Raw genomic sequence first — 23,158 nt, forward strand, 5'->3', positions numbered from 1 at the left:
GGGCGGCCCGGCTGGTCGGGGGGGGGGGGGGGGGGGGGGGGGGCCGCGGGGGGGGGGGGGCCCCCGGGGGGCCCCCGCGCCGGGGCGGCCGCCGCCCCCCCACGCCCGAAGGCAGCGACTCGTGGAGGAGGGCGCCCAGCCAGCGGGCGGCGGCAGCGGTGTCGTGCGGCCGCCAGCCGCTGCTGGAACGGACGTGGTCGGCCATGACGTCGTCACCCGCCATCGCGCGGAGATGCGTCTTGGTGCCACCCACGTCGACGCCGACCACGAGGGGGCGCGAAGGGGGAGAGTCCTGCACGGATCCTCTTTCGTCGTTGCGTCGAGCTGCGACGGTGGGCGAAACCGTGACCTGCGAAGTTGCGAGTTTCTGGTGAACTAGGGAAGCCCCGGGACGGGCTTCTGACGAGGCACGGCAGGCGAGTACCGTGAAGTTCGTTAGGAAGTTAACTAACGAAGTACAGTGCGTCAAGAGAAGTCGCGCACTCGACCTCCGCGGCCCCCTTCCGGGCCGTCACGGGGCGGGAACGCGCGCCGTCGTCGCATCCTTTCGCCGCCGCCCGCCGAACCGATCGGCCGGGTGCGCGGCCCGGTACCCGTGTGGGGGAAACTGTGGAACACGACGTGGCGGAAGCCCCCCGCCTGACCGAGAGCGCCAGCGCGGTCTTCGCCGTGCTGGCGCAGGCGAGCAGGGCCACCCGCCCGCAGCTCGCGAGCCTGGCGGGGCTGTCCAAGCCGACCGTCTCCTCCGCCGTGGCGGAACTGGAGGGCGCCCGGCTCGCCGCGCACTCCGGCACCGCCTCCAGCGGCACGGGCCGCTCCGCCGCCGTATACCGTCTCGGCCCCGTCGCCGGCGCCGTCCTGGCAGTCGACCTCGGCCCCGCCCACACCCGGGTCAGGGGCTGCGCCCTGGACGGCACCCTGCTCGCCGAGGCCACCGCCCCCCGCAAGGACGCGGCCGACGCCGTACGCGAGGCGCTCGCCGCGCTCCCGGAGGGCGCCCCGCTGCGCTCCATCGTCGTGGCCGTCGGTGACGTCACCGCGCGGGACCGGCAGGGCAGCGGCATGCGCCCGGCCACCGCCAAGGCCGGCCCGGTCTTCGACGCCATGGCCGTGGCGCTGCCCGCGGGGGTGCCCGTCCACCTGGAGAACAACGTCAACTGCGCCGCGCTCGCCGAGCTGCACGAGGGCGCCGCCCGCGGCCGCCACACCTTCGGCTATCTGCGGATCGGCGTCGGTATCGGTCTCGGCATCGTCGTCGGCGGACAGGTGCTGCGCGGGTCGAACGGCGCCGCCGGTGAGCTCGCGCGGCTGCCCTACCCCTGGGACGACGGCCGTGAGCCGCGCCGGGAGGCCCTGGAGGCGTACATCGGGGCCCGCTCGCTGCTGCGCAGGGCCAGGGAGGCCTGGGGGGAGCGGGACGGGCCGTGCCCGCGCACCACCGAGCGGCTCTTCGCCCTCGCCGGGGAGGGCCGGGCCGTGGCCCGTGCCGTCGTCGACCGCCATGCCGTCGACGTGGGCCGGCTGGCCGCCGCCGTGACCGCCGTGCTGGACCCGGGCCTGATCGTGCTCGGCGGCAGCACCGGCGCCGATCCGGGGCTGCTGCCGGGCGTGCGGGCCGAGCTGAACCGGCTGAGCTGGCCCACCGAGGTGGTGAGCAGTACGGTCGGCGATTCCGGCACCGTCGCCGGTGCCGCGAGACTCGCGGTCGCCCGGGGAGTCCAAACCGTGACCCAGGCCGCGCGGCCCAAGGATTGACGGTTTCGGACTCGGTCTGCCAATGTCCGGACAAGCGCTTTCTAAGTCGGCCGGGACGCCGACTTGGGGCGAGCGTCCCGCCCGTACTCGACGTACGGCAACCGCACCAGGGCGTGCTTGTGCGGCGCCGGCCACAGCGGCCGGGGACCCTCTCCTGTCAGGATGACGCGGCCGGGCGAGGCCGCGCCCTCGGAAAGCGAACTCTCCTCCACGATGCACCAGTGCCGCCTCGGTCGGCGCCGTGCTCCGTCCCATATCACGAAAAAAGGGATCGAAGATGACCACTGTGGGTGTGCGGCGCTCCAGCCGACTCGGCCGCGGCGGGATGCGCCGCCTGGTTCCCCTCGCTGCCGTTGCCACGGCAGGTGCCCTGATGCTCACCGCCTGTGGAGGCGGATCCGAGTCGGGCGGCACCTCCAAGTCGCTGACGTTCTGGATCTCCACCGTTCCGGGGCAGGACGCGGGCTGGAAGAAGCTCGTGGCGCAGTACAAGAAGGAAGAGGGCGTCAGCGTCAAGCTCGTCAACATCCCCTACGACGGGTACGCGACGAAGCTGCACAACGCCGCGCAGGCGAACTCGCTGCCCGACGTGGCGGCCGTGCCGGCGCTGGACCCGATCTGGTCGAGCAAGCTGATCGACCTCAAGTCCATCGCCGACAACAAGACCAACAACATCAACGCGAACTTCATCGCCAAGGATTCGTCCGGGAAGGTGCTGGCCATCCCCTCGGACGTCACCGCGTCCGGCATGTTCATCAACAAGTCGCTCTTCGAGAAGGCCGGCGTCGCCTTCCCGACCTCGCCCGACAAGACCTGGACCTGGGACGAGTTCATCGCGGCGGCGGACAAGGTCCGGAAGAAGACCGGCGCCAAGTACTCCCTGACCTTCGACCAGTCGCCGTCCCGGCTCCGCGCCATGGTGTACGAGATGGGCGGGCAGTACGTCCACGCGGACTCCTCCGGCAAGTTCTCGGTGGACGCGGCGACCAAGAAGGCCGTGAACACCTTCGTCGGATGGAACGACGACAAGACCATGCCGAAGTCGGTGTGGACCAGCGGCGCCGACCCGTCCGCCATGTTCCAGAGCGGTGACGTGGTCGCCTACTGGTCCGGCGTGTGGCAGGTCGCCGCCTTCGCGGAAAGCATCAAGAAGTTCGACTGGGCGAGCGTCCCGACTCCCGCGCAGCCGGTGCAGGCCAGCGACGTCAACAGCGGCGGCATGATGGTGGGCTTCAACAACAACGCCGACGCCTCCACCGCCGCGCAGAAGTTCCTGTCCTGGGTCTACGAGCCGGACCACTACCGCGAACTGTGTGAGGCCTCCGGCTTCCTGCCCGTCGAGAGCGGTCTGAACCCGGAGTACCCCTTCACCTCCGAGGCGGCGCAGGCGGCGTTCAAGCTGTACAACGAGTCGATCCCGCTCTACGCCCCGATCTCCGGCTACTTCAACGGCGCGCAGACGAACTGGGTGCTGAAGGGCAAGAGCCTCGCCGATGACCCGACCAAGGCGGAGCTCGGCAAGGCGATCAACGGCGAGCAGTCGGCCGACAAGGCCCTGCAGAACATCGTTGACGGCTACAACCAGCAGGTCGGCGGCTGATCGTCGGCCACAGGGCCCGGGCGGCGGGGTCGAGACTCCGCCGCCCGGGCCCCGGGCGCCCACGCGATGCCGGGCTCATGGTGTGAGCCCACCGCAATCCAATCCCCCCAGCACGGAGTCAGGAAGATGACAAAACGCGCCTCGGACGTGTCAGCGAGCCCGCCGAGCCCGCCCAGGAGACGCAGCAAGTACACCTTCGCGCCGCTTGTCCTCATCGCGGCCAATGTCGTGCTGTTCTCGCTGTTCTTCGTCTGGCCGGCGGTGATCGGGCTCGTCTACTCCTTCACGAACTACACGGGCGTGGGCGCGTTCCAGTTCATCGGACTGGACAACTACCACAACCTGTTCGGGGACTCCACGTTCTACGACGCGCTGACGCGTACGCTGCTGTACGCCGTGCTCTTCGTACCGCTGAACTTCGTGGTCTCGCTGCTCGCCGCCAACCTGGTGGTGAGCAAGCACGCCAAGGGCGGGTCGGTCGCCCGCGTCATCTTCTTCATCCCCTGGCTTCTGTCGCCCATCGTGGTGGGTGTCCTGTGGCGGTGGATGTTCGGTGAGAACTTCGGACTGGTCAACTACGTCATCGAGAAGTTCGGTGGAAGTGCCGTTCCGTGGCAGTCGAACGCGGATCTCTCGTTGCTCGTGGTGGTGATGGCGGCGTCCTGGGCCTGGACGGGTTTCACGATGCTGCTGTTCATCGCGGCGATCAAGAACGTACCGGTGTCGTACTACGAGGCGGCCTCGCTCGACGGCGCCGGCCCCTGGCGCCAGTTCTTCAGCATCACGCTGCCGAGCATCGCACCCACCTCGTTCATCGTCATCCTGCTCAACACGATCAACGCGATGAAGGAATACCCGGTGTTCGTCGCCCTCAACAACGGTGGACCCGGCACCTCGAACAACCTGCTTGTCCAGTACATCTACGAGACGGGCTTCAAACGGGGCCAGATCGGCTACGCGAGCGCCGCGTCATTCGTGCTCATGCTCATCCTGATGGCCGTCGCGATCATCCAGCTGATCGTCAACCGGCGGGTGGAGAACCGATGACAACCACAGACATCCCACGTCCGGTCGACAAGGGCCCCGGACGGCCCGCTTCCAAGAAGCGGTCCCGTGGCGCGGCCACCGGTGGGCTCCGACAGGCGGTGTCCGCGACGACACTGCTGTGGATCATGGCGTGCCTGTACGGGTTTCCGGTGCTGTGGTTCGTCCTCAGCTCCCTCAAGCCGGCCAGCGACCTGTTCTCCTACCCGCTGACACTGATTCCGCGCAACCCCACCCTGTCGGGTTTCGAGGCGGCGTGGGACAGCGCCAACTTCTCGCAGTACTTCATCAACACGGCCATCGTGTGTGTGATCACGACGATCCTCACCGTGGGAGTCAGCTGCTGCACCGGGTACGCGCTGGCCAAGTACGACAACAAATGGCTCAAGGTCTTCTTCATCTGCATCCTGGCCACCACGATGCTGCCCTCCGAGGTCATGCTCGCCCCCGAGTTCCTGGTGGTCCGCAACCTCGGCCTCTACAACTCGTTCGCCGGCATCATCCTCCCGGCCGTCCTCACCGCGACCGGCTGCTTCATGTTCCGCCAGTTCTTCCTCACGGTTCCCGACGAACTCGTGGAGGCGGCACGCATCGACGGCGCCCGCGAACTGTCGATCTTCCTGCGGATCATGGTGCCGCTCTCCCGGCCCATCATGCTGACGCTCGCCATCCTGTCCTTCCAGTGGCGCTGGAACGACTACATCTGGCCGCTGCTGATGCTCAACGACCCCAACAAGTTCACCGTGCAGATCGGCATCCAGTCCATCGTCGGCGCGCAGAACATCAACTGGTCGGTCCTGCTCGGCGCCTCGGTCATCTCCATGATCCCGCTGATCGCCGTCTTCCTGGTCTTCCAGCGCTACGTCATGGGCGCCGACATCAATGCCGGACTGAAGGACTGATCTTGCCCACCCCGCTCGACCACGAGTTCGTCCGCGCGGTGGCCCGCGCCGCCGACCGGTCGGCCGCCCCACTGGCGGCCGACCCGGACGGGGAACCCGAAGGTGTGACCCACCGCGTGCTCGCCCGGCGGGTGAAGACCCTGGTCGCGGCGTACCGCTCCCCGGACTCGGCACTGCACGGCAGCGGGCAGGCCGTCGCCGCCGCGACGACCCACCTGCGCGCCCTGCGCGCCGTGCAGACGGCCTCCGGCCTCTTCGCCGGCGGCGACAACGTGCAGTCACCGCCGGACTCCGCGTTCACCGTCAACGACGTGTGCGACGCCCACGTCCTCGCCGCCGGCGCGGGGCCGGCACTGCACGACGTCACGGCAGCGCTCGCCGAGATCGCCGACGCCGCCGCCGGCAGTCTTCTGACCGGCGGGGTGCACACCCCGAACCACCGCTGGGAGCTGTGCGCGGCGCTGGCCCGGCTGCACCGGTCGTTCCCCGACGACCGGTTGCTCGACCGCGTCGAGGAGTGGCTCGCCGAGGGCGTCGACATCGACGCGGAGGGCCTGTACTCGGAACGCAGCGCCGTCTACGCGTCCCACGTGACGAACCCGTCGCTGCTGCTGCTGGCCGACGTGCTCGGCCGCGCCGACCTGCTGGACGCCGTCGAACGCAATCTCGCCACCACCTTGGACCTCATCAGGCCGGACGGCACGGTGGAGACCGTCCACGCGCGACGGCAGGACCAGAAGCACCCGTTCCCGCTGGCGCCCTACCTGCCGCACTACCGGCTGCTCGCGATCCGCACCGGCCGGGGCGACTTCGCGCGGGCGGCGCGGCTGGCGGCCGCCGACGGCATCGACGACGCCGACCTGCTCGCCCAGACCCTTCTCACCCCGGACCTGTGCCGTGCCCTGCCGGCCCCGGACGCGGAGACACTTCCGCGCGACCGGTACATCAGCACCGCACGCCTCGCCGCACATGCCTCCGCCACCGCCCACACGGTGGTGTACGGCGGCTCCGACGTGCCGGAACACCGGCGCATCCGCTCGGGACTCGCCTGCAACCCCACCTTCCTGCGTCTGTTCGCCGGCGACGCCGTCCTCGACGCGGTCCGGCTCTCACGGGGCTTCTTCGACCTGGGCCCGTTCCGCGCCGCCGACATGCGACAGCTCGCCGACAACCGGTACCGGCTCACCGAAACCCTCACCGCCGCCTACTACCAGCCGCTCCCGCCGGACCAGCGGCGGGACGACGGCGTCTACCGGCTGGTGGACGAGGGACGCTTCTCGGCCGCGATGGCCTTCCCGGACCGGCCTCGGGACGAGGTCTCCCACACGACCCGCGTCGAGGCGGACCTGAGGGAGGACGGCGCCGACCTGCGGATCGACCTCAGCGGACCACGGGTGCCCTGGGCCCTCGAACTGACCTTCCGGCCGGGCGGCGTGACAGAGGGCGCCGTACCGATAGGCGAGGGACGCTGGTGCCTGACGACCGGGCCGATGACCTACCGGGTCGGTGACGACGAGATCCGGGTCGAGGCCGAGGCGGGCGAACCGCTCGCCGGGCCGGACAGGAGCGACGTACTGCGGTACGACCCGGGCCAGGACTACACCGTGGTGGGCGGCACCGACGCGACGACCGGGAACCGCGTCTACATCGGTGGCCACGGCCCGCAGACACTGACCGTCACCCTGCGCGCCCACCGGCCCGCACCTCTCGTGTGACCCCATGGCCCATGAAGGACTGATCCCCGTGCACCTCCCCCGCCAGCTCGGTTCGCTGCACGACCTGCCGGACACTCCGCAGGCGTACGACGCCGTGCTCGCCGACGTCACCGAGCAGGCCCTCGCGCGCCTCACGCCCGAGGGCAGCCTCGAACACCCCGACTGCGTCGACGACATCGGCGACACATCCCTGGGCATCACCTCCCTCCTCGCGCTCGCCTGGCAGCGCGGCAAGGACCCGCGGCTCCCGGAGGCGGTGCGCACAAGCCTCGCCTTCCATCTGCGGGAGCGGGTGTACACCGACGACAACCCCGGCTACCCGAACCTGAGGGTGCGCGACTCCGGCCTGCCGTACGCCCGCTACACGCTGGCGGCCGGCGCGCACCCCATCGGCGACTGGCCGAGCACGGCGTGGGCCCTGTTGCAGGCGGTGAACGTCCTCGACACGGCGGACGGCCTGGTCGACGACGGGCAGCGGGCCGAGCTGCTCGAGGTGACGCGCGGCTACTGGAGCTGGCTGACGGAGGCCACCTGCTTCAACCCGCAGGAGGCGGGCAACCAGGCCATCGGATGCGTGGTGGGCGGTCTGATGCTCGCCCGCCACCTGCCCTCCGAGGAGGCGGAGCGGGTCCGCTCGCGCGCGCTGGAGCTGTACGACGGGAAGATCCGCGCCCACCGGGTCGCCGACCGGGGCGCCCTGCTGCCCCCCGAGCACGGCGGCGCCTACGACAACAACTACGGCCCGATCTCCCTCTCCTTCCTCGCCCAGGCCCACCGGGTCAGCGGCGAAGAGGTGTTCGCCGAGGACGGCGACGCCCTCGCCCGCTACATCGACGCCCGCCTGACGAACGGCGGCTTCGACAACGGCGGCCCCCGCTACAGCGAGCAGCACTCCGCCTTCGAGTCGGTGCTCGGCCTGCGCTACTTCGGCGCCCGCATCGGCTCCGACCTGGGCCGCTACCGGGGCGACAGCCGGTGGGCCCGGCACGCGGTCAAGGAGGACGGCGGGGTCGACGGGCACTTCGCGTGGATGCTGGTCTGGCAGATCCAGGACACCACGCTCTGGCACCGGGAGCCCTCCGCCGCGGCCTCACGGCACCAGCTGCGGGCCGGCACGGTCTCCGTCGCCTTCGACGACCGGATGACCCCGGCGGTCGTCGAGGCGGCCGGTACCTACTACCTGCCCGCCGCCGTCAACCGCCAGCACGGCTTCGGACCCGTCACCGACGGCTTCCTGCTGTGCCGCCCCATGGGCGAGGTCCGCGTCCGCGACGTCCGCGCCGACGGACTGACCGCCAAGCTGGTCACCAAGCCGGTCGTCGGCCGCGACCACGTCCTGCGCCGGGTCCGCTCCCTGTACGTCACCGACGGCACGACCCTGTGGACGACGGTCGCCGTCGAACGCCTCGCCGGGACCCCGTACCTGCTGGCCGGCCTGCCGTACGCCGAGGACGACGGCGACCGGGTCCGGCGTACCGCGCGGGGGGCCGTCTCCTCCGCGGGCACCCTGCGCCTGACGCACCCCGACACCACGGGCGCCGACTTCTTCGACGCCCGCGCCGACCTCACCCAGGAACAGGCCGCCTTCGCCCTCGCCGCCGACCCGCGCGGCTACGGCAACCCGGACGAGGGCTGGAAGCACCTGGTCGCCTCGACCGCCCTGGAGGCCGGGCCGGTCGCCGACGCGCCGGACGACCTGCACGTGTTCGCGGTGGCCTACGGCACCGAGGCGCCGTTCACGGTGTCGGTGGAGCGCGGCGAGGAGGGCCTGACCGTACGCACGGACGCCTTCACCGCCGTACTCGGACCGGACGACGCGCACGCCGAGCCGGAGCTGACGGTGCGCGCGGCCGGCGTCTGACGGACCGTGGACGCCGTGCGGGGAAAAGGGTTCGCGGGTCACCCGCCGGGTCCGTAGCCTGACCGCCGTGATCAGCCTCGGACTTTCGGACAGGGCGGGGCGACGCGTCGCCCTGCATGAGGTGAGCGACGAGAACTGGCGGTCCGTCGCGGACGTCGCTCCGCTGGACGACCAGCGGCGCTACGTTCCCGCGCTGGCGGCGCGCTATCTGCTGCTGTCGGCGCGGGAGGGCGTCTGGCACTCGCTGGCGGTGTGCGCCGACGACACGGTGGTGGGTCACCTCATGTGGGGCCGTGACGAGGACGGCTCGTACTGGATCGGCGGCATGCTGATCGACGGCACCGAGCAGGGCAAGGGGGTCGGTGGGGCGGCCGTCCGGACCCTCGTCGAGTGGCTGTCCCGGCGCGAGGACTGCCGCGAACTGCGTCTGTCCTACCACCCCGACAACGCCGTGGCCGCGGGGCTGTACGCCTCCGTGGGCTTCCGGCCGACGGCGGAGGTCTCCGGTGACGAGATCGTGGCCAGCCTGACCCCGTAGCCCGCGCCCCGTAGCCCACGTCAGACGGGTATCCGCACCACCAGGTCCGCCCGCCCCCGGGTCGCGGCCACCAGCTCGGCGTTGCGCCGGTCGCTCCGCTCCACCCAGGCCGTCGCCTCCTCCTGCCCCTTGCCGAACTCCACGTGCCGCGCGACGAGCCGGCGGACCCGGTCGTCCTCGTCGGCCTCGCAGAACCACACCTCGTCCAGCGCGGCCCGTACGCGGGTCCACGCGCCCGTGCCGAGGAGGAGGTAGTTGCCCTCTGTGACGATCAGCCGGGCCGTCGGCGGCACGGGGACGGCTCCCGCGATCGGCTGCTCCAGGACCCGCTCGAACCCCGGCGCGTAGACGATGTCCTCGCCGTCCGTCCCCTCCCGCAGCCGGTGCAGCAGGGCCGCGTAGCCGGCCGCGTCGAAGGTGTCCGGCGCGCCCTTGCGGTCCCGGCGGCCGAGCCGGTCGAGCTCGACGTCGGCGAGGTGGAAGCCGTCCATCGGGACGTGCGCCGCCCAGCGGTCGCCGTCGCCGTTCAGTTCCCGTACCAGACGCTCGGCGAGGGTCGTCTTGCCCGCGCCGGGGCTTCCCGCGATGCCGAGCAGCGCGCGCCGCCGGCCGTCCCCGGCGAGGGAACGGGCCCGGTGCAGCAGATCGTCGAAAGTGAGCACACAGCAGAGTGTCGCAGTCTCCTGGAAGGAGACCCGCAGCGAGAGGAGGGCGACCGTGTCCGACGACGAGACGCAGATCCGTACCCTGATCACCCGCTGGGCCGACGCCGTCCACCGCGGGGACCTCGACACCGTCCTCGCGGGCCATGCCGAGGACCTCGTCATGTACGACGTACCGGCGCCGCACGAGGGCATCCGGGGCCTGCCGGCCTACCGGGCCTGCTGGCCGCCGTTCTTCGCCTGGCAGGCCCAGGGCGCCCGCTTCGACATCGACACCCTCGACGTCACCGCCGGCCACGACGTCGCCTACGCCCACGCCCTGCTGCGCTGCGGAACACCCCAGGAGCTCGCCGAGAGCCCCACCCTGCGGCTGCGCCTCACCTTCGGCCTGCGCAAGGAGCACGGACGCTGGCTGATCGCGCACGAGCACCACTCGTTCCCGCACGACTGACGTTGAACGGGCCCGTCCCGGGGAACCGGACCCTGTATGACGACGACGCTCGGCCTTCCCGAAGCCATCCAGGCCTGCCTCTTCGACCTCGACGGGGTCGTCACCCGGACGGCCGTGGTGCACGCGGCCGCCTGGAAGGAGACGTTCGACGCCTTCCTGCGCCAACGCGACGGCGCGCGATTCCGGCCCTTCGACGCGGGCGACGACTACGACGAGTACGTCGACGGCCGCCCCCGCGCCGACGGCGTGAGGACCTTCCTCGCCGCGCGGGGCATCCACCTGCCCGAGGGCCGGCCCGACGACCCGCCCGACGCGCCGACCGTCCAGGGCCTCGGCAACGGCAAGAACGAGATCCTCCTCGAGAAGATCCACCGCGAGGGGGTCCAGCCCTACGGCGGCACCCTGCGCTACATCGAGACGGCACGCGCGCGGGGCCTGCGGACGGCGATCGTCTCCTCCAGCGCCAACACCCGGGACGTGCTGCGCTCGATCGGCGCCGAGCACCTCTTCGACGTACGGATCGACGGCGTCGTCGCCGCCGAACGGGGCCTGCCGGGCAAGCCGCGCCCCGACACCTTCCTCGCCGCCGCCCGCGACCTCGGCGTCGCACCGGACCGGGCGGCCGTCTTCGAGGACGCGCTGGCCGGGATGGACGCCGGCCGGGCCGGGAACTTCGGGTACGTCGTGGGCGTCGACCGCGTCGGACAGGCCGACGCGCTGTACGCGCACGGCGCCGACGTCGTCGTCAAGGACCTCGCCGAGCTGGGAGGGCGGGCGTGATCACCCACCGTTCGTACACCGTGGAACCGTGGTGCGTGCGCGAGACGGAACTGGGCCTCGACGTCCTCGCGCAGAGCGAGTCGGTGTTCGCCCTGTCCAACGGGCACATCGGCTGGCGCGGCAACCTCGACGAGGGCGAACCGCACGGCCTGCCCGGCTCCTACCTCAACGGCGTGCACGAACTGCACCCCCTGCCGTACGCCGAGGCGGGCTACGGCTACCCGGAGTCCGGCCAGACCGTCATCAACGTCACCAACGGCAAGATCTTCCGGCTGCTCGTCGACGACGAACCGTTCGACCTGCGCTACGGCCGTCTCGTCGCCCACGAGCGGGTGCTCGACCTGCGCCGGGGCGTCCTGGAGCGCACCTGCGAGTGGACCTCGCCCGCCGGGTCCACGGTCCGGGTGCGCTCCACCCGGCTGGTCTCCCTCACCCAGCGGGCCGTGGCCGCCGTCGCCTACGAGGTGGAGGCCGTCGGCAGCCGCTCCCGCGTGGTGATCCAGTCCGAACTGGTCGCCAACGAGAGCCTGCCCGACCCGGACGGCGACCCGCGTGCCGCCCGGGTCCTGAAGTCGCCGCTGGAACCGGAGGAGGACGTCGCCGTCGGCCGGCGGCTGCGGCTCGTGCACCGTACGAAACGCAGCGGGCTGCGGGTGGCGGTCGCCGCCGACCACACCGTCACCGGACCCGGGCGGACCACCACCGACAGCGAGAGCAACGTCGACGTGGCACGACTGACCGTCACCTCCGTACTGGAACCGGGCGAGACGCTGCGGGTGGAGAAACTCGTCGCACACGGCTGGTCCGGCGCCCGCTCCCGGCCCGCGATGAGCGACCAGGTGGAGGCCGCCCTCGCCGCCGCCGCGCACAGCGGCTGGCAGGGCCTCCTCGACGACCAGCAGGCCTGCCTCGACGACTTCTGGGCCCGCGCGGACGTCGAGGTCGACGGCGACGAGGAGATCCAGCAGGCCGTCCGCTTCGCCCTCTTCCACGTCCTGCAGGCCGGCGCCCGCGCCGAGCAGCGCGCCATCCCCGCCAAGGGCCTCACCGGCTCCGGCTACGACGGCCACGCCTTCTGGGACACCGAGACCTTCGTGCTGCCCCTGCTCACGTACACCGCGCCCGCCGCCGTCGCCGAGGCCCTGCGCTGGCGCCAGAACACCCTGCCCGCCGCCCGGGAGCGGGCCACCCAGCTCGGCCTGCGCGGCGCCGCGTTCCCCTGGCGGACCATAGAGGGCTCGGAGGGCTCCGCGTACTGGCCGGCCGGCACCGCCGCCTTCCACGTCAACGCGGACATCGCCGACGCCGTGGTGCGGTACGTCGCGGCCACGGGGGACCGGGACTTCGAACGGACCACGGGCCTCGAACTGCTGGTGGAGACCGCCCGGCTGTGGCGCTCGCTCGGCCACCACGACGCCCACGGCACCTTCCACATCGACGGCGTCACCGGCCCCGACGAGTACAGCGCGGTCGCGGACGACAACACGTACACCAACCTGATGGCCCGCGCGAACCTCCTCGCCGCCGCCGACGCCGTCGAACGCCACCCCGAGGAGGCCGCCGGGCTCGGCGCCGACGAGGAGGAGAGCGCCGCCTGGCGCGACGCGGCCGAGGCGGTGCACATCCCCTTCAACGACGAACTCGGCGTGCACGAACAGCACGCGGGCTTCACCCGCTACCAGCACTGGGACTTCGCCGGCACCCGCCCCGACCAGTACCCCCTGCTCCTGCACTTCCCGTACTTCGACCTCTACCGCAAACAGGTCGTCAAACAGGCCGACCTGGTCCTGGCCATGTACACCTGCGGCAGCCACTTCGACGACGAGCAACTCGCCCGCAACTTCGCCTACTACGAGCCCCTGACCGTCCGCGACTCCTCCCTGTCCGCGTGCTGCCAGGCCGTGATCGCCGCACAGGCCGGACATCTTCGGCTGGCCTACGACTACACGGCCGAGGCCGCGCTGATGGACCTGGCCGACCTGCAGCACAACACCCGCGACGGACTGCACATCGCCTCCCTGGCGGGCACCTGGACCGCCCTGGTCGCCGGGTTCGGCGGACTGCGCCGCGACGGCGCCGGCCTGTGCTTCGCACCCCGTCTGCCGGAGACGTTCAGCCGCCTCGCCTTCAGCGTCCAGCTCCTCGGCAGCCGGCTGCGCGTGGAGATCGGCCCCGACAAGGCCGTCTACACCCTGCTGTCCGGCGAGCCCCTGACGATCCGCCACCACGGCGCACCGCTCACCGTCAACGGCGACGGACCCGTGGTCCGCCCGGTACCGCCCCCACCGGCGCGCCCGGCGCCCGGCCAGCCCCGGCACCGGGGACCGAACAGCCGCCGAGTCCTTTGACCCGTACACGTGTTTCCCGGGTGCCGGGCGCAGGTAGGTAGGGGGATGTCGACGACCGCGGCGGGCGAGGGGGAGTGACATGGCGACAGGCACTGGGCACGAGGGCCGGCCGGCGGAGGAGTTCTTCACCGTGGGAGGCTCGTCCTTCAGCGACTTCCTGGCGGTGCACCGCCCCGAACTGCTCCCGACCCGCCCGCCGTTCCCCGACGGCGTGCGCGCCGCGCCCGACCGGTTCCCGCACGGCACCACGGTCCTCGCCCTCTCCTACCGCGACGGCGTCCTGATCGCCGGCGACCGCCGGGCCACGATGGGCAACCTCATCGCCCAGCGCGACCTGGAGAAGGTGCACCCGGCGGACGACCACACCGCCGTCGCCTTCGCCGGCACCGTCGGACTCGCCCTGGACATGGTGAAGCTGTACCAGGTCGAGCTCACGCACTTCGAGAAGGTCGAGGGCATCCCCATGACCCTCGGCGCCAAGGCGCGCCGGCTCGCCACGATGATCCGGCAGAACCTCGGCCAGGCCATGCAGGGCCTCGCCGTGGTCCCCCTCCTCGCGGGCTACGACGTCACCGCACCCCAGGGCGCCAGGGGCCGCATCTTCAGCTTCGACGTGGCCGGCGGCCTGTACGAGAAGGCGCCCTTCCACGCCGAGGGCTCCGGCTCCCCGTATGCCCGCGGCGCCCTGAAGAAGCTGTTCCGCGCGGACATGACCCGCCGCGAGGCGGCCCTGGCCGCGCTCCAGGCCCTCTACGACGCGGCCGACGACGACTCCGCGACCGGCGGCCCGGACATCAACCGCCGGATCTTCCCGATCGTCTCGGTCATCACTGAGGACGGCTTCGAGCGGCTGCCCGAGCCGGAGACCGAGGACCTCAGCCGCGAGATGGTCGAACACCGCCGAAGCCGCCCGGACGGCCCGCACGCCTCGCCCTGAGAACCCTCACACGCGCAGCCCCGCCTCCTTGCGCCAGCGCAGGATCTGCTGGGTCGGGTCGCCGGTGTACGACCACGGGGTGCGGGTGGCGCGACGGCCCAGGAGGCGCAGCAGGTCGGCCGCCACGTCGTGGGTGTCCGCCCAGCAGGCCGCGTGGGCCAGGTAGTTGAGGTCGCGGAGTTCACCGGGGGCGACGGGGGTGTCCCGGCGGCCGGCGATCCAGCGCTCCCAGGTGCGGCGGACGTCGCTCACCGCGCCGTCGTTGTTCCAGTGCTGGGCCAGCCCCACCTTGGCGGGGCGGCCCTGCGTGGTGTCGACGGCGTAGCGGTACTCCTCGATGCGGGCGTACTGGACCAGGACCGGCAGCGGGCAGCCCGGCGGGGCCACCCCGGCGGCGTCGCGGGCGAAGTCGTACATCAGGCCGTGCGAGCCGTGCCAGCGGGCCGAGTAGTAGTGCAGCACCTGGAGATGGCCCTCCATGCTGTACGGGTCGCGCTGGTGCAACTCGTCCCACCAGCGGGCCATTTCCTGCCGGCGCACCCCCGACCGGTAGAGCCGGGCCACCGAGATCAGCGAGATCCACGGCGTCGGGTCGTCCAGGTACGCCTCGGCCGCCGACAGACACGCCAGCACCGCCGCGTCGATCCGCTGCTGGTCGATCGGCACACCCCGGCCCGCGGCGATGGCCAGGTTGAACGCCCGGGCCGTCTCCGTGGCCGCCCGCAGCACCAGGGCGTCCGCGCTGTGCGGCTCGGCGGCCAGCCAGGTCTCCACCGTCGAACTGCCCGCGCAGGCCTGCGCCAGCAGCCGCACCCGGTGGCCCCGGGCGAGCCACTCGGGCCCGGTCGTCCGCAGCAGTTCCCGCAGGCCCTGCCAGCGGCCGATGACGATGTCGTGCCGGGCGGAGGAGAGGGACACGTCCCCGCAGTCGGGGTCGAAGTCCGGAGCGAAGCGGTCGCGCGCCATCGGTTCGGGTTCCCCCTCAGAAGTCGGTCGGGAGACCCTCGTAGCCGGTGGCGTGCGCGGCCGCGTGGCCGTCGGGCACGTAGTCGGCCTCGACGGTCCGGGAGGCGTCGAGCCGGGCCGGCCGGTAGTAGTCGCTGCCCTTCCGCCAGTACCAGAGCATCGGCACCAGCCCCACCGCGAGCCCGCCGAGGCCGATGGCGATCGCCGCCGGCTCCAGCTCGCCGAGCGACTCCGCGAGGATCCAGAACATGAACAGCGCCCCGAACAGCGGCCACAGCCCGCCGAGCAGGAAGTCGGACGGCGACCGCAGCAGCGTCCTGCGGTAGGCCACGACCGCCGCCAGGCCCGCGAGGCCGTAGTAGACCGCGATCTGCAACCCGATCGCCGAGATCGCGTCGGCGAGGATGTCGCCCACCGAGCCCAGCGCGTTGGAGGCGACGAACATCGCCAGCGCCACCCCGCCGACCACCGCGATCGCGATCCACGGCGTGTTCCAGGTGCGGTGCACCCGGCCCAGCGCGGACGGCATCGTACGGTCGCGGCCCATCGCGAACAGCGAGCGGGTGACCTGGATGAGCGTCGTCTCCAGCGTGGCGATGGTGGACAGCATCACGGCGACGATCAGCAGCTTGCCGCCCCAGCCCGGCCACAGTTCCTCACCCAGCGCGGCCAGCACGTTCGCGCCGTTGTCCTCGATCTGCTGCGCGCTGAGGATGACGTTCACCGCGATGGTGAACACCTCGAACAGCAGGAACACGATGCCCACCCCGACCAGGCCCGCCAGCCCGGTCGTACGGCGGCTGTTGCGGGTCTCCTCGCTGAGGTTGCTGGTCACGTCCCAGCCCCAGTAGTAGAACGCCGCCACCAGCGCGCCCGACGCGAAGCCGGAGACCCCGTCGAAGTGGCTGAACCCGAGCCAGGACCAGTCGAACGGCAGCGCGTTGTCCTGTGAGTGGAAGCAGGCGAGCAGCACGAACAGCGCCAGGATCGCCAGCTCCACGCCCGACATGATCAGCTGCGCGCGCACGGTGAGCCGGGCGCCGCCCAGCACCACCGCCAGCATCACCAGGAACCAGGCCGCGCCGACCGCCGTCGACAGCGCCGTGTTGTCGGCGAGCCCCTCGTCGAAGAGCGCCAGCGTCATCGAGCCGGCCGGCAGCGACCCCGCCACCATGAAGATCGTCGCCGAGACGACCAGGGCCCAGCCGCTGAGGAAGCCCAGGAACGGGTGGAGGGTCCGGCCCACCCACGAGTAGCTGGCTCCGGCGTTCACGTCGATCCGGCCGAGCCGGCTGAACGCCAGCGCGATGCCCAGCATGGGTATCGCGCAGTACAGCAGCGCCGCCGGGCTGGCCAGGCCCACCGCGCCGACGAGGACCGCCGTCGTGGCGGCGATGGAGTACGCCGGGGCGCTGCCCGCGACCGCCATCACCACCGTGTCGAAGGTGCCGAGGACGTTCGCCTGCAGCCCTCTTCCGGTGCTGTTGCTCATGCTTGTGCTGCTTTCCGTCGTGCACCGCCGGAGCGGGGACGGCCCGACGGCGTATGGGGGGTGAGATGGAGCACCGCCGCGCACCGGAGAGGGATGACCTCGGGAAACGACGGCGGGGAAGAGCATGGCGGTTGCCGGCCACCAGAGCGTTCAGGGACGGTCACACCGAGTGTGCGAGTGATGATAGCCCCACCTCTTGAGCTTTCAAGATTGACGGTCGGGTAACCGGTGCCGGCCCGTGCGCCCGGCACGTGCCGCGATTGGAGCGGGCGACACGGGAAACGCGGACGGGGTCGAAAAGCAGCCCGGAACACGAGGGAGGCACCCATGGGCACCGAGCCCGCGGCAATGGGCGACGACGCCTATCAGCCCACCGGCACGAACGAGGAGCAGCAGGACGCCGCCCCGCTCGACCTCCAGGACGCCGTCGACGAACGCACCTACGACGACATCCTGGACGAGGGGTACTCCCCGCCCGAGAGGCCGCTCGGCGTCACCAAACACGGGACCACGGCGGCTGAACAGCACGAGGGCGAGACCCTCGACGAGCGGCTCGCGCAGGAGGTCCCGGAGGTCTCCGCGCCCGCCGGGGACGGCATCGGGGACCTCCCCGGCGGCGAGGGCGAACCCCTCGACCCCGAGGTCGGCGACGCCCGCGCCGGGCGCCTGGTCGCCCCCGACGAGGGCGCCCACCCCGACACCACCAAGGAGGAGGTCGCCGAGGACAAGGGGATCGACGGCGGGGCGGCGGCCGCCGAGGAGGCCGCCGTTCACATCGTCGAGGAGTGAATTTTCAGTCCCCGATCCGGTCCAGCTGCCGCAGCCGGTTGGTGGCGTCCAGGGCGGCGACCTTGTACGACTCCGCCAGCGTCGGGTAGTTGAACACCGCATCGACCAGGTAGTCGACCGTCCCGCCGCAGCCCATCACCGACTGCCCGATGTGGATCAGTTCCGTCGCGCCGGCCCCGAAGCAGTGCACGCCGAGGAGCGTGCGGTCCTCGGGCGAGACCAGCAGTTTCAGCATGCCGTGCGCGTCGCCGATGATCTGTCCGCGGGCCAGCTCCCGGTAGCGGGCGACACCGACCTCGAACGGCACGCTGTCCTCGGTGAGCTGGTCCTCCGTCCGTCCCACGAAGCTGATCTCCGGGATGGTGTAGATGCCGATCGGCTGGAGGTGGTGCATCCGTGCGACCGGCTCCCCGAAGGCGTGGTAGGCGGCCGCCCGGCCCTGCTCCATCGCCGTCGCCGCCAGCGCCGGGAATCCGATGACGTCACCGACGGCGTAGATGTGCGGGACCTGCGTACGGTAGTGCTCGTCGACCTCGATCCGGCCGCGCGGGTCGGCCGTCAACCCGGCCTTGTCCAGGTCGAGTTCGTCGGTCAGGCCCTGCCGGCCCGCCGAGTACATCACCGCGTCCGCCGGGATCTTCTTCCCGCTGGCCAGCACGGTCAGCGTGCCCCGCGGATGCCGCTCGACGGCGGCGACGGTCTCCCCGAACCGGAAGGTGACCGCCAGGTCCCGCAGGTGGTACTTCAGCGACTCGATGACCTCGACGTCGCACATGTCGAGCATCCCGGCCCGCTTCTCCACCACCGTGACCTTGCTGCCGAGCGCGGCGAACATGCTGGCGTACTCCATGCCGATCACCCCGGCCCCGACGATCACCATGGACCGGGGCACCCGCTCGATCGTCAGGACGTTGTCGGAGTCGAGGATGGTCCGCCCGTCGAACTCCACGCTGTCCGGCCGCGCGGGCCGGGTGCCGGTGGCGATGACGATGTGGTCGGCGCCGATCAGCCGCTCGTGGCCGCTGATCTCGCGCAGGGCGATCGTGTGGTCGTCGACGAAGCGGCCGGTGCCGGCGAACAGGGAGACGTGGTTGCGGGTCAACTGGCTGCGGATGACGTCGATCTCACGCCCGACCACGTGCTGGGTGCGCGCGGTCAGATCGGCGACGGTGATGTCCTCCTTCAACCGGTAGCTCTGGCCGTACAGGTCCCGCTGGGTGAGACCGGTGAGGTAGAGCACCGCCTCGCGCAGGGTCTTGGAGGGGATGGTGCCGGTGTGGAGGGAGACCCCGCCGACCATGTCGGGGCGGTCGACGACGGCGACTCGGCGGCCCAGTTTGGCCGCGGCGATGGCGGCCTTCTGACCGCCGGGACCGGATCCGAGGACGAGCATGTCGAAGTCGGGCACCCTCCGCAGTCTGACAGCGGGGGTGCCCGCAGGGAAAGAGCGAGGAAGTTTCCAGGAGGTTGCGGCGAAGCCGCTGCCAGAGGCCCTCTAGGGCAGCAGCTTCTCGATCGCGTTCGGGCCCTCCTCGTCCAGCTTGCGCTTGGCCCAGGCGAGGTTGCGGGGGGTGATGTCCCTGCCCGCGGCCAGGACCATGTCCTCCGGCGACACTTCGGTGCCGGTGCGCGTGTGGAGCAGGTTGTCCGGGGTGACGCGGTCCGGGGAAGGCCGGGCGGCGCCTGACTGTGACGTCGGCATGGTGTCTGCTCCTCGCGTCCGAAGGGCTGTACTAACACCATTCATCCTGGAGCCGCACCCTGCAATCCCGATCAGGTCCCGATCCTCCCGGAGCCGCTCCCCGTCCGGGATGCCGGGAAGATCGGGCGGGCGTCTAATGAGCCCATGGCACCCACCACCGCCGGGGGACCGCGCCGCGGGGGACTGCGCAGACTCGGCGCCTGGTGCGCCCGTCACTTCGTGATCGTCATCATCGCCTGGCTCGTGGCCCTCGTCGCCCTCCAGGTGATCGACCGCTCCGTCGGCGGGGCCTACGAGGACGACTTCCAGTTGTCGGACACGCAGTCGCAGAAGGGCCTGGACGTCCTCAAGGAGCACGATCCGCAGGCCGGGGGATACAGCAGCCAGATCGTCCTGCACGACGACCGGCAGGCCCTCGGCGCGCTCGGCTCCCCGATGTCCACCACCGTGGGCGACCTGCAGAAGCTGCCCCATGTGCTGGCGGTGCAGAACCCGCTCTCGCAGACCCCGACCAAGATCGGCCCGGTGTCGGCCGACGGCAAGACCGGATACATCACCGTCCGTTTCGACGTCCAGCCCTCCACCCTCGGCGACAGCTACCTCGACGGGGTCGACGACGCGGTCCAGCCGCTGCGGGCGGCCGGTACCGAGGTCGAGTACGGCGGCTCCCTCGGCGAACTGGCCCGCCCCGCGGCGGACGACCGGGTCAGCGAACTGATCGGCTTCGCGGTCGCCGTCGTCGTCCTGCTCATCGGCTTCGGCAGCGTCGTCGCCGCCGGACTGCCCCTGATCACCGCACTGATCAGCGTCGTCGGCGGACTCGCCGTCCTGGGGCTGCTCGCCGCCGCCTTCACCTTCGCGACCGTCTCACCGACCCTCGCCACCATGATCGGCCTCGGCGTCGGCATCGACTACGCCCTCTTCCTGATCACCCGGCACCGGCAGAACCTGATCGACGGCGCCGATCCCGCCGAGGCCGCCGGACACGCCACCGCCACCAGCGGCCGCGCCGTCCTGGTCTCCGGCACCACCGTGATCATCGCGCTGGCGGGCCTGTACGCGTCCGGGGTGTCCTTCATCGGCAAACTCGGCCTCGCCGCCGCCATCACGGTCGTCTCCGCGGTCGCCGGCGCCCTCACCCTCGTACCGGCCCTCCTCGGGCTCATCGGCCGACACATCGACCGCTACCACGTACGCAAACCCATCGCCGAGACCGACGCCGAACCGGGCGCCACCCCGCACGGCACCTGGCACCGCTACGCCAAACGCGTCGAGCGCAGGCCCTGGGAGTACCTGAGCGTCGGCCTCGCCGTCATCGCGATCCTCGCCATCCCCGTCTTCTCCATCCAGCTCGGCCACATCGGCGACGGCGCCGACCCGACCTCCTTCACCGACCGGCGGGCCTACGACCTGATGACCGACGCCTTCGGCCCCGGCTCCAACGGACCCCTCACGGTGGTCATCGACCAGACGTCCGTCCCCTCCGACCAGCGCTCCGCCCTCCAGTCCCAGGCGCAGAAGACCCTGAACGCCGTCCCCGACGCGGCCACGGTCACCCCGCTGACGGCCACCCAGGACGGCGACGTGCTGACCGCCACCGTCTACTCCACCCAGGCCCCGCAGGACGCCACCACCACCGACCTGACGAACCGGCTCAAGGACGACACCCTCCCCGACGCGGTCTCGGGCTACGACGCCAAGGGCTATGTCACCGGCACCACGGCCGCCCAGGTCGACTTCCGCGACATCGTCGCCAGCCGGCTGCCCCTGATCATCGGTGTCGTCGTCGCGCTCGCCTTCCTGATCATCCTCGCCGTCTTCCGCGGCCTCCTCGTCGCCGTGAAGGCCGCCGTCCTCAACGTCCTGTCCATCACGGCCTCGTACGGCGTGGTGGTCGCCGTCTTCCAGTGGGGCTGGGGCGGCCCCGCGCTGGGCGTCAACGGTGACGTGCCCATCGAGAGCTATGTGCCGATGATGATGTTCGCGATCATCTTCGGCCTCAGCATGGACTACGAGATCTTCCTGCTGTCCCGTGTCCACGAGGCCTGGCTGCGCACCGGCGACGCCAAGGACTCCGTCGCCCACGCCCTCGAGATCACCGCCCGGGTGATCACCTGCGCCGCCCTGATCATGGTCAGCGTGTTCGCGGCGTTCATCATCAGCGACAACATCGTGGTCAAGATGCTGGGCCTCGGCCTCGCCGTCAGTGTGCTGATCGACGCCACCGTCGTACGGCTGCTCATGGTGCCCGCGGTGATGACGCTGCTGGGGCCGCGCGCCTGGTGGACGCCGCACTGGCTGGACCGGATCCTGCCGCACATCGACGCCGAGGGCGAAGCGGAGAACCTCAGCGGCCCGGCCGCCCGGGCGCGAGAAGGAGCATCGTGACGTCGTCGCGGACGGTGGGGGAGTGCCGGAGCAGATCGGCCCAGACACGGGCGGTCGTGTCGGCCGGGTCGGTGCCCGCGGTGAGGGCGGGCAGCCGGTCCGTGAGGGGATAGAAGGCGCCCGCGGTGTCCCTCGCCTCCCAGACGCCGTCGGAGGCGAGGAAGAGCCGGTCACCGGGACGCAGGGGCAGGGCGCGACCGGCGGGCGCGGGCCCGTTAGGGAGGCCCAGACCCAGCGGAGTCCACGGGGAGACGGGCACCTCCGTCGCCGCACCGTCGCGCAGCAGCACCGGCGGGGGATGCCCGCACACCACGACCCGTACGGCGTCCGCGTCCGGCGCGAACTCCAGCAGGACGGCCGTCGCGAACAGCTCGGCGTGCGGGACCCGCGCCGAGTCCACCGCCAGCCGCCGGTCGAGGCGGGCCGCCACCGCCTCCAGGGACGGCTGGTCGAGCACCGCCTCCCGGAACGCCCCCATCAGGGACGCGACCGTCGCGATCGCCGCCAGTCCGTGCCCCTGGACGTCCCCCAGCACCGCCCGCACCCCGTGCGCGCTCTCCCGTACGTCGAAGAAGTCACCGCCGACCAGCGTCCCGCGTTCGGCCGCCCGGTACAGACCGGCACAGCGCACCGGCCCCACCCGCTCCGGCACCGAGGGCACCACGGCGCGCTGCGCCGCCTCGGCGACCATGCGCTCCATGTCCGCGTGCACGTCCCGGCGGCTGCGCACGAACGCCACGAACACGCTCAGCAGGGCGACGAAACAGATCGTCAGCAGGTCGGTCTGACCCGGCCGGTCCAGACCGAACGCCGGCACGTTGAGCATCACGACCACGGCCGCGCCGAGCGCCCCGGTCGCCACGGGACCGTACGACAGCACCGCCAGTGGCGGGATCGCGCCCAGCAGGAAGCCGATGTCGAGCCGCTCGGGGCTGGCCAGGGTGGCCGCGCAGACGCCCGCGATCAGCAGGATCGGCAGCGCCCGCACCCAGAGCGGCGGCGGCGCGCCCCGCAGCCAGCCCCGCCGTTCCCCGTCCACTCGTGCCACACCACCACGCTCCACCCCGGTACGGGCGGGCGCACGCCGAGAAAAGGGTTGGACGTCCCATCAGATGATCTTCTAAGGTGTGACCGCACGCCCGGACACCACGGAAGGAGGCGAGCGCCCGTGAAGCTCTCATTCGTCCCGCGCTCCCACCCCGTGACCCCGGCGTGCCCCGCCTGACCT

The 23,158-nt window shown here is 71.6% G+C and carries 19 protein-coding genes and 1 pseudogene; 13 read left to right on the forward strand and 7 right to left on the reverse strand.

The window, feature by feature from the left end:
• Positions 1 to 103: 103 nt before the first annotated feature.
• A pseudogene (locus ACIRF9_RS48295) lies at positions 104 to 223 on the reverse strand (ATPase); the annotation flags it as partial.
• A gap of 398 nt (positions 224 to 621) precedes the next feature.
• Here ACIRF9_RS48295 and ACIRF9_RS48300 point away from each other — a divergent pair.
• From ACIRF9_RS48300 to ACIRF9_RS48330, 7 genes are all read left to right on the forward strand, one after another.
• On the forward strand, positions 622 to 1,755 hold the full coding sequence (locus ACIRF9_RS48300) for an ROK family protein (RefSeq protein WP_403836550.1): 1,134 nt from the start codon (positions 622 to 624) through the stop codon (positions 1,753 to 1,755).
• 277 nt (positions 1,756 to 2,032) lie between these two features.
• Positions 2,033 to 3,355 carry an ABC transporter substrate-binding protein gene (locus tag ACIRF9_RS48305; RefSeq protein ID WP_403836552.1) on the forward strand — a complete coding sequence of 441 codons (1,323 nt, stop codon included), beginning with the start codon at positions 2,033 to 2,035 and terminating at the stop codon, positions 3,353 to 3,355.
• Between the two features lie 126 nt (positions 3,356 to 3,481).
• Positions 3,482 to 4,402: a carbohydrate ABC transporter permease gene (locus ACIRF9_RS48310; protein ID WP_403836554.1), complete on the forward strand. Its 921-nt coding sequence runs from the start codon at positions 3,482 to 3,484 to the stop codon at positions 4,400 to 4,402.
• Complete coding sequence (locus tag ACIRF9_RS48315) at positions 4,399 to 5,301, forward strand: carbohydrate ABC transporter permease (RefSeq protein WP_403836556.1); 903 nt, start codon at positions 4,399 to 4,401, stop codon at positions 5,299 to 5,301. The genes ACIRF9_RS48310 and ACIRF9_RS48315 overlap by 4 nt, the downstream gene beginning before the upstream one ends.
• A gap of 2 nt (positions 5,302 to 5,303) precedes the next feature.
• Entirely contained in the window at positions 5,304 to 7,016 is a 1,713-nt protein-coding gene (locus tag ACIRF9_RS48320) for a hypothetical protein (protein WP_403836558.1), read from the forward strand.
• Positions 7,017 to 7,044: 28 nt separating this feature from the next.
• On the forward strand, positions 7,045 to 8,877 hold the full coding sequence (locus tag ACIRF9_RS48325) for a hypothetical protein (protein WP_403836635.1): 1,833 nt from the start codon (positions 7,045 to 7,047) through the stop codon (positions 8,875 to 8,877).
• A 67-nt stretch (positions 8,878 to 8,944) separates the two neighbouring features.
• Complete coding sequence (locus ACIRF9_RS48330; RefSeq protein ID WP_403836560.1) at positions 8,945 to 9,415, forward strand: GNAT family N-acetyltransferase; 471 nt, start codon at positions 8,945 to 8,947, stop codon at positions 9,413 to 9,415.
• Positions 9,416 to 9,435: 20 nt separating this feature from the next.
• On the opposite strand, the gene ACIRF9_RS48335 is transcribed toward ACIRF9_RS48330, so the two are convergent.
• On the reverse strand, positions 9,436 to 10,077 hold the full coding sequence (locus tag ACIRF9_RS48335; protein ID WP_403836562.1) for a nucleoside/nucleotide kinase family protein: 642 nt from the start codon (positions 10,075 to 10,077) through the stop codon (positions 9,436 to 9,438).
• A 55-nt stretch (positions 10,078 to 10,132) separates the two neighbouring features.
• On the opposite strand from ACIRF9_RS48335, the gene ACIRF9_RS48340 reads away from it, so the two are divergent.
• The 4 genes from ACIRF9_RS48340 (at position 10,133) to prcB (ending at position 14,593) form a co-directional block, all read left to right on the forward strand.
• Complete coding sequence (locus tag ACIRF9_RS48340) at positions 10,133 to 10,528, forward strand: YybH family protein (protein ID WP_403836564.1); 396 nt, start codon at positions 10,133 to 10,135, stop codon at positions 10,526 to 10,528.
• A 36-nt stretch (positions 10,529 to 10,564) separates the two neighbouring features.
• A complete protein-coding gene (locus ACIRF9_RS48345) occupies positions 10,565 to 11,308 on the forward strand; it encodes an HAD family hydrolase (RefSeq protein ID WP_403836566.1) in 744 nt (247 codons plus the stop codon).
• Positions 11,305 to 13,656 (forward strand): glycoside hydrolase family 65 protein, encoded by a 2,352-nt coding sequence (locus ACIRF9_RS48350; RefSeq protein ID WP_403836568.1) that lies wholly within the window; start codon positions 11,305 to 11,307, stop codon positions 13,654 to 13,656. Before ACIRF9_RS48345 ends, ACIRF9_RS48350 begins: the two co-directional genes overlap by 4 nt.
• Before the next feature lie 79 nt (positions 13,657 to 13,735).
• Complete coding sequence (gene prcB / locus ACIRF9_RS48355) at positions 13,736 to 14,593, forward strand: proteasome subunit beta (protein ID WP_403836570.1); 858 nt, start codon at positions 13,736 to 13,738, stop codon at positions 14,591 to 14,593.
• Between the two features lie 6 nt (positions 14,594 to 14,599).
• Here prcB and ACIRF9_RS48360 read toward each other — a convergent pair whose 3' ends face one another.
• Complete coding sequence (locus ACIRF9_RS48360) at positions 14,600 to 15,559, reverse strand: hypothetical protein (protein ID WP_403836571.1); 960 nt, start codon at positions 15,557 to 15,559, stop codon at positions 14,600 to 14,602.
• 16 nt (positions 15,560 to 15,575) lie between these two features.
• Positions 15,576 to 17,051, reverse strand: a complete 1,476-nt coding sequence (locus ACIRF9_RS48365) for an APC family permease (RefSeq protein WP_403836573.1) — start codon at positions 17,049 to 17,051, stop codon at positions 15,576 to 15,578.
• A gap of 327 nt (positions 17,052 to 17,378) precedes the next feature.
• Between ACIRF9_RS48365 and ACIRF9_RS48370 the strand changes: the two genes are divergently transcribed.
• On the forward strand, positions 17,379 to 17,840 hold the full coding sequence (locus ACIRF9_RS48370) for a DUF5709 domain-containing protein (RefSeq protein ID WP_403836575.1): 462 nt from the start codon (positions 17,379 to 17,381) through the stop codon (positions 17,838 to 17,840).
• 4 nt (positions 17,841 to 17,844) lie between these two features.
• On the opposite strand, the gene sthA is transcribed toward ACIRF9_RS48370, so the two are convergent.
• Together sthA and ACIRF9_RS48380 are read right to left on the reverse strand one after the other, a co-directional pair.
• Complete coding sequence (gene sthA, locus ACIRF9_RS48375) at positions 17,845 to 19,248, reverse strand: Si-specific NAD(P)(+) transhydrogenase (RefSeq protein ID WP_403836577.1); 1,404 nt, start codon at positions 19,246 to 19,248, stop codon at positions 17,845 to 17,847.
• 87 nt (positions 19,249 to 19,335) lie between these two features.
• A complete protein-coding gene (locus tag ACIRF9_RS48380) occupies positions 19,336 to 19,542 on the reverse strand; it encodes a hypothetical protein (protein WP_403836579.1) in 207 nt (68 codons plus the stop codon).
• 144 nt (positions 19,543 to 19,686) lie between these two features.
• Here ACIRF9_RS48380 and ACIRF9_RS48385 point away from each other — a divergent pair, with 144 nt between their 5' ends.
• Positions 19,687 to 21,930 carry an MMPL family transporter gene (locus ACIRF9_RS48385; RefSeq protein WP_403836581.1) on the forward strand — a complete coding sequence of 748 codons (2,244 nt, stop codon included), beginning with the start codon at positions 19,687 to 19,689 and terminating at the stop codon, positions 21,928 to 21,930.
• On the opposite strand, the gene ACIRF9_RS48390 is transcribed toward ACIRF9_RS48385, so the two are convergent.
• Entirely contained in the window at positions 21,890 to 22,978 is a 1,089-nt protein-coding gene (locus ACIRF9_RS48390) for a PP2C family protein-serine/threonine phosphatase (protein ID WP_403836583.1), read from the reverse strand. The genes ACIRF9_RS48385 and ACIRF9_RS48390 overlap by 41 nt on opposite strands.
• Between the last annotated feature and the right edge of the window lie 180 nt (positions 22,979 to 23,158).

It is taken from the genome of Streptomyces sp. NPDC096132 (genome assembly GCF_044763345.1).
Taxonomy (GTDB): Bacteria; Actinomycetota; Actinomycetes; order Streptomycetales; family Streptomycetaceae; genus Streptomyces.

What these genes read in the sequence shown, in the direction of transcription:
- ACIRF9_RS48305 (WP_403836552.1), top strand. Translation starts at nt 2,033, where the DNA reads ATGACCACTGTGGGTGTGCGGCGCTCCAGCCGACTCGGCCGCGGCGGG.
- ACIRF9_RS48310 (WP_403836554.1), top strand. Translation starts at nt 3,482, where the DNA reads ATGACAAAACGCGCCTCGGACGTGTCAGCGAGCCCGCCGAGCCCGCCC.
- ACIRF9_RS48315 (WP_403836556.1), top strand. Translation starts at nt 4,399, where the DNA reads ATGACAACCACAGACATCCCACGTCCGGTCGACAAGGGCCCCGGACGG.
- ACIRF9_RS48345 (WP_403836566.1), top strand. Translation starts at nt 10,565, where the DNA reads ATGACGACGACGCTCGGCCTTCCCGAAGCCATCCAGGCCTGCCTCTTC.
- prcB (WP_403836570.1), top strand. Translation starts at nt 13,736, where the DNA reads ATGGCGACAGGCACTGGGCACGAGGGCCGGCCGGCGGAGGAGTTCTTC.
- ACIRF9_RS48360 (WP_403836571.1), bottom strand. Translation starts at nt 15,559, where the DNA reads ATGGCGCGCGACCGCTTCGCTCCGGACTTCGACCCCGACTGCGGGGAC.
- ACIRF9_RS48365 (WP_403836573.1), bottom strand. Translation starts at nt 17,051, where the DNA reads ATGAGCAACAGCACCGGAAGAGGGCTGCAGGCGAACGTCCTCGGCACC.
- ACIRF9_RS48370 (WP_403836575.1), top strand. Translation starts at nt 17,379, where the DNA reads ATGGGCACCGAGCCCGCGGCAATGGGCGACGACGCCTATCAGCCCACC.
- ACIRF9_RS48380 (WP_403836579.1), bottom strand. Translation starts at nt 19,542, where the DNA reads ATGCCGACGTCACAGTCAGGCGCCGCCCGGCCTTCCCCGGACCGCGTC.
- ACIRF9_RS48385 (WP_403836581.1), top strand. Translation starts at nt 19,687, where the DNA reads ATGGCACCCACCACCGCCGGGGGACCGCGCCGCGGGGGACTGCGCAGA.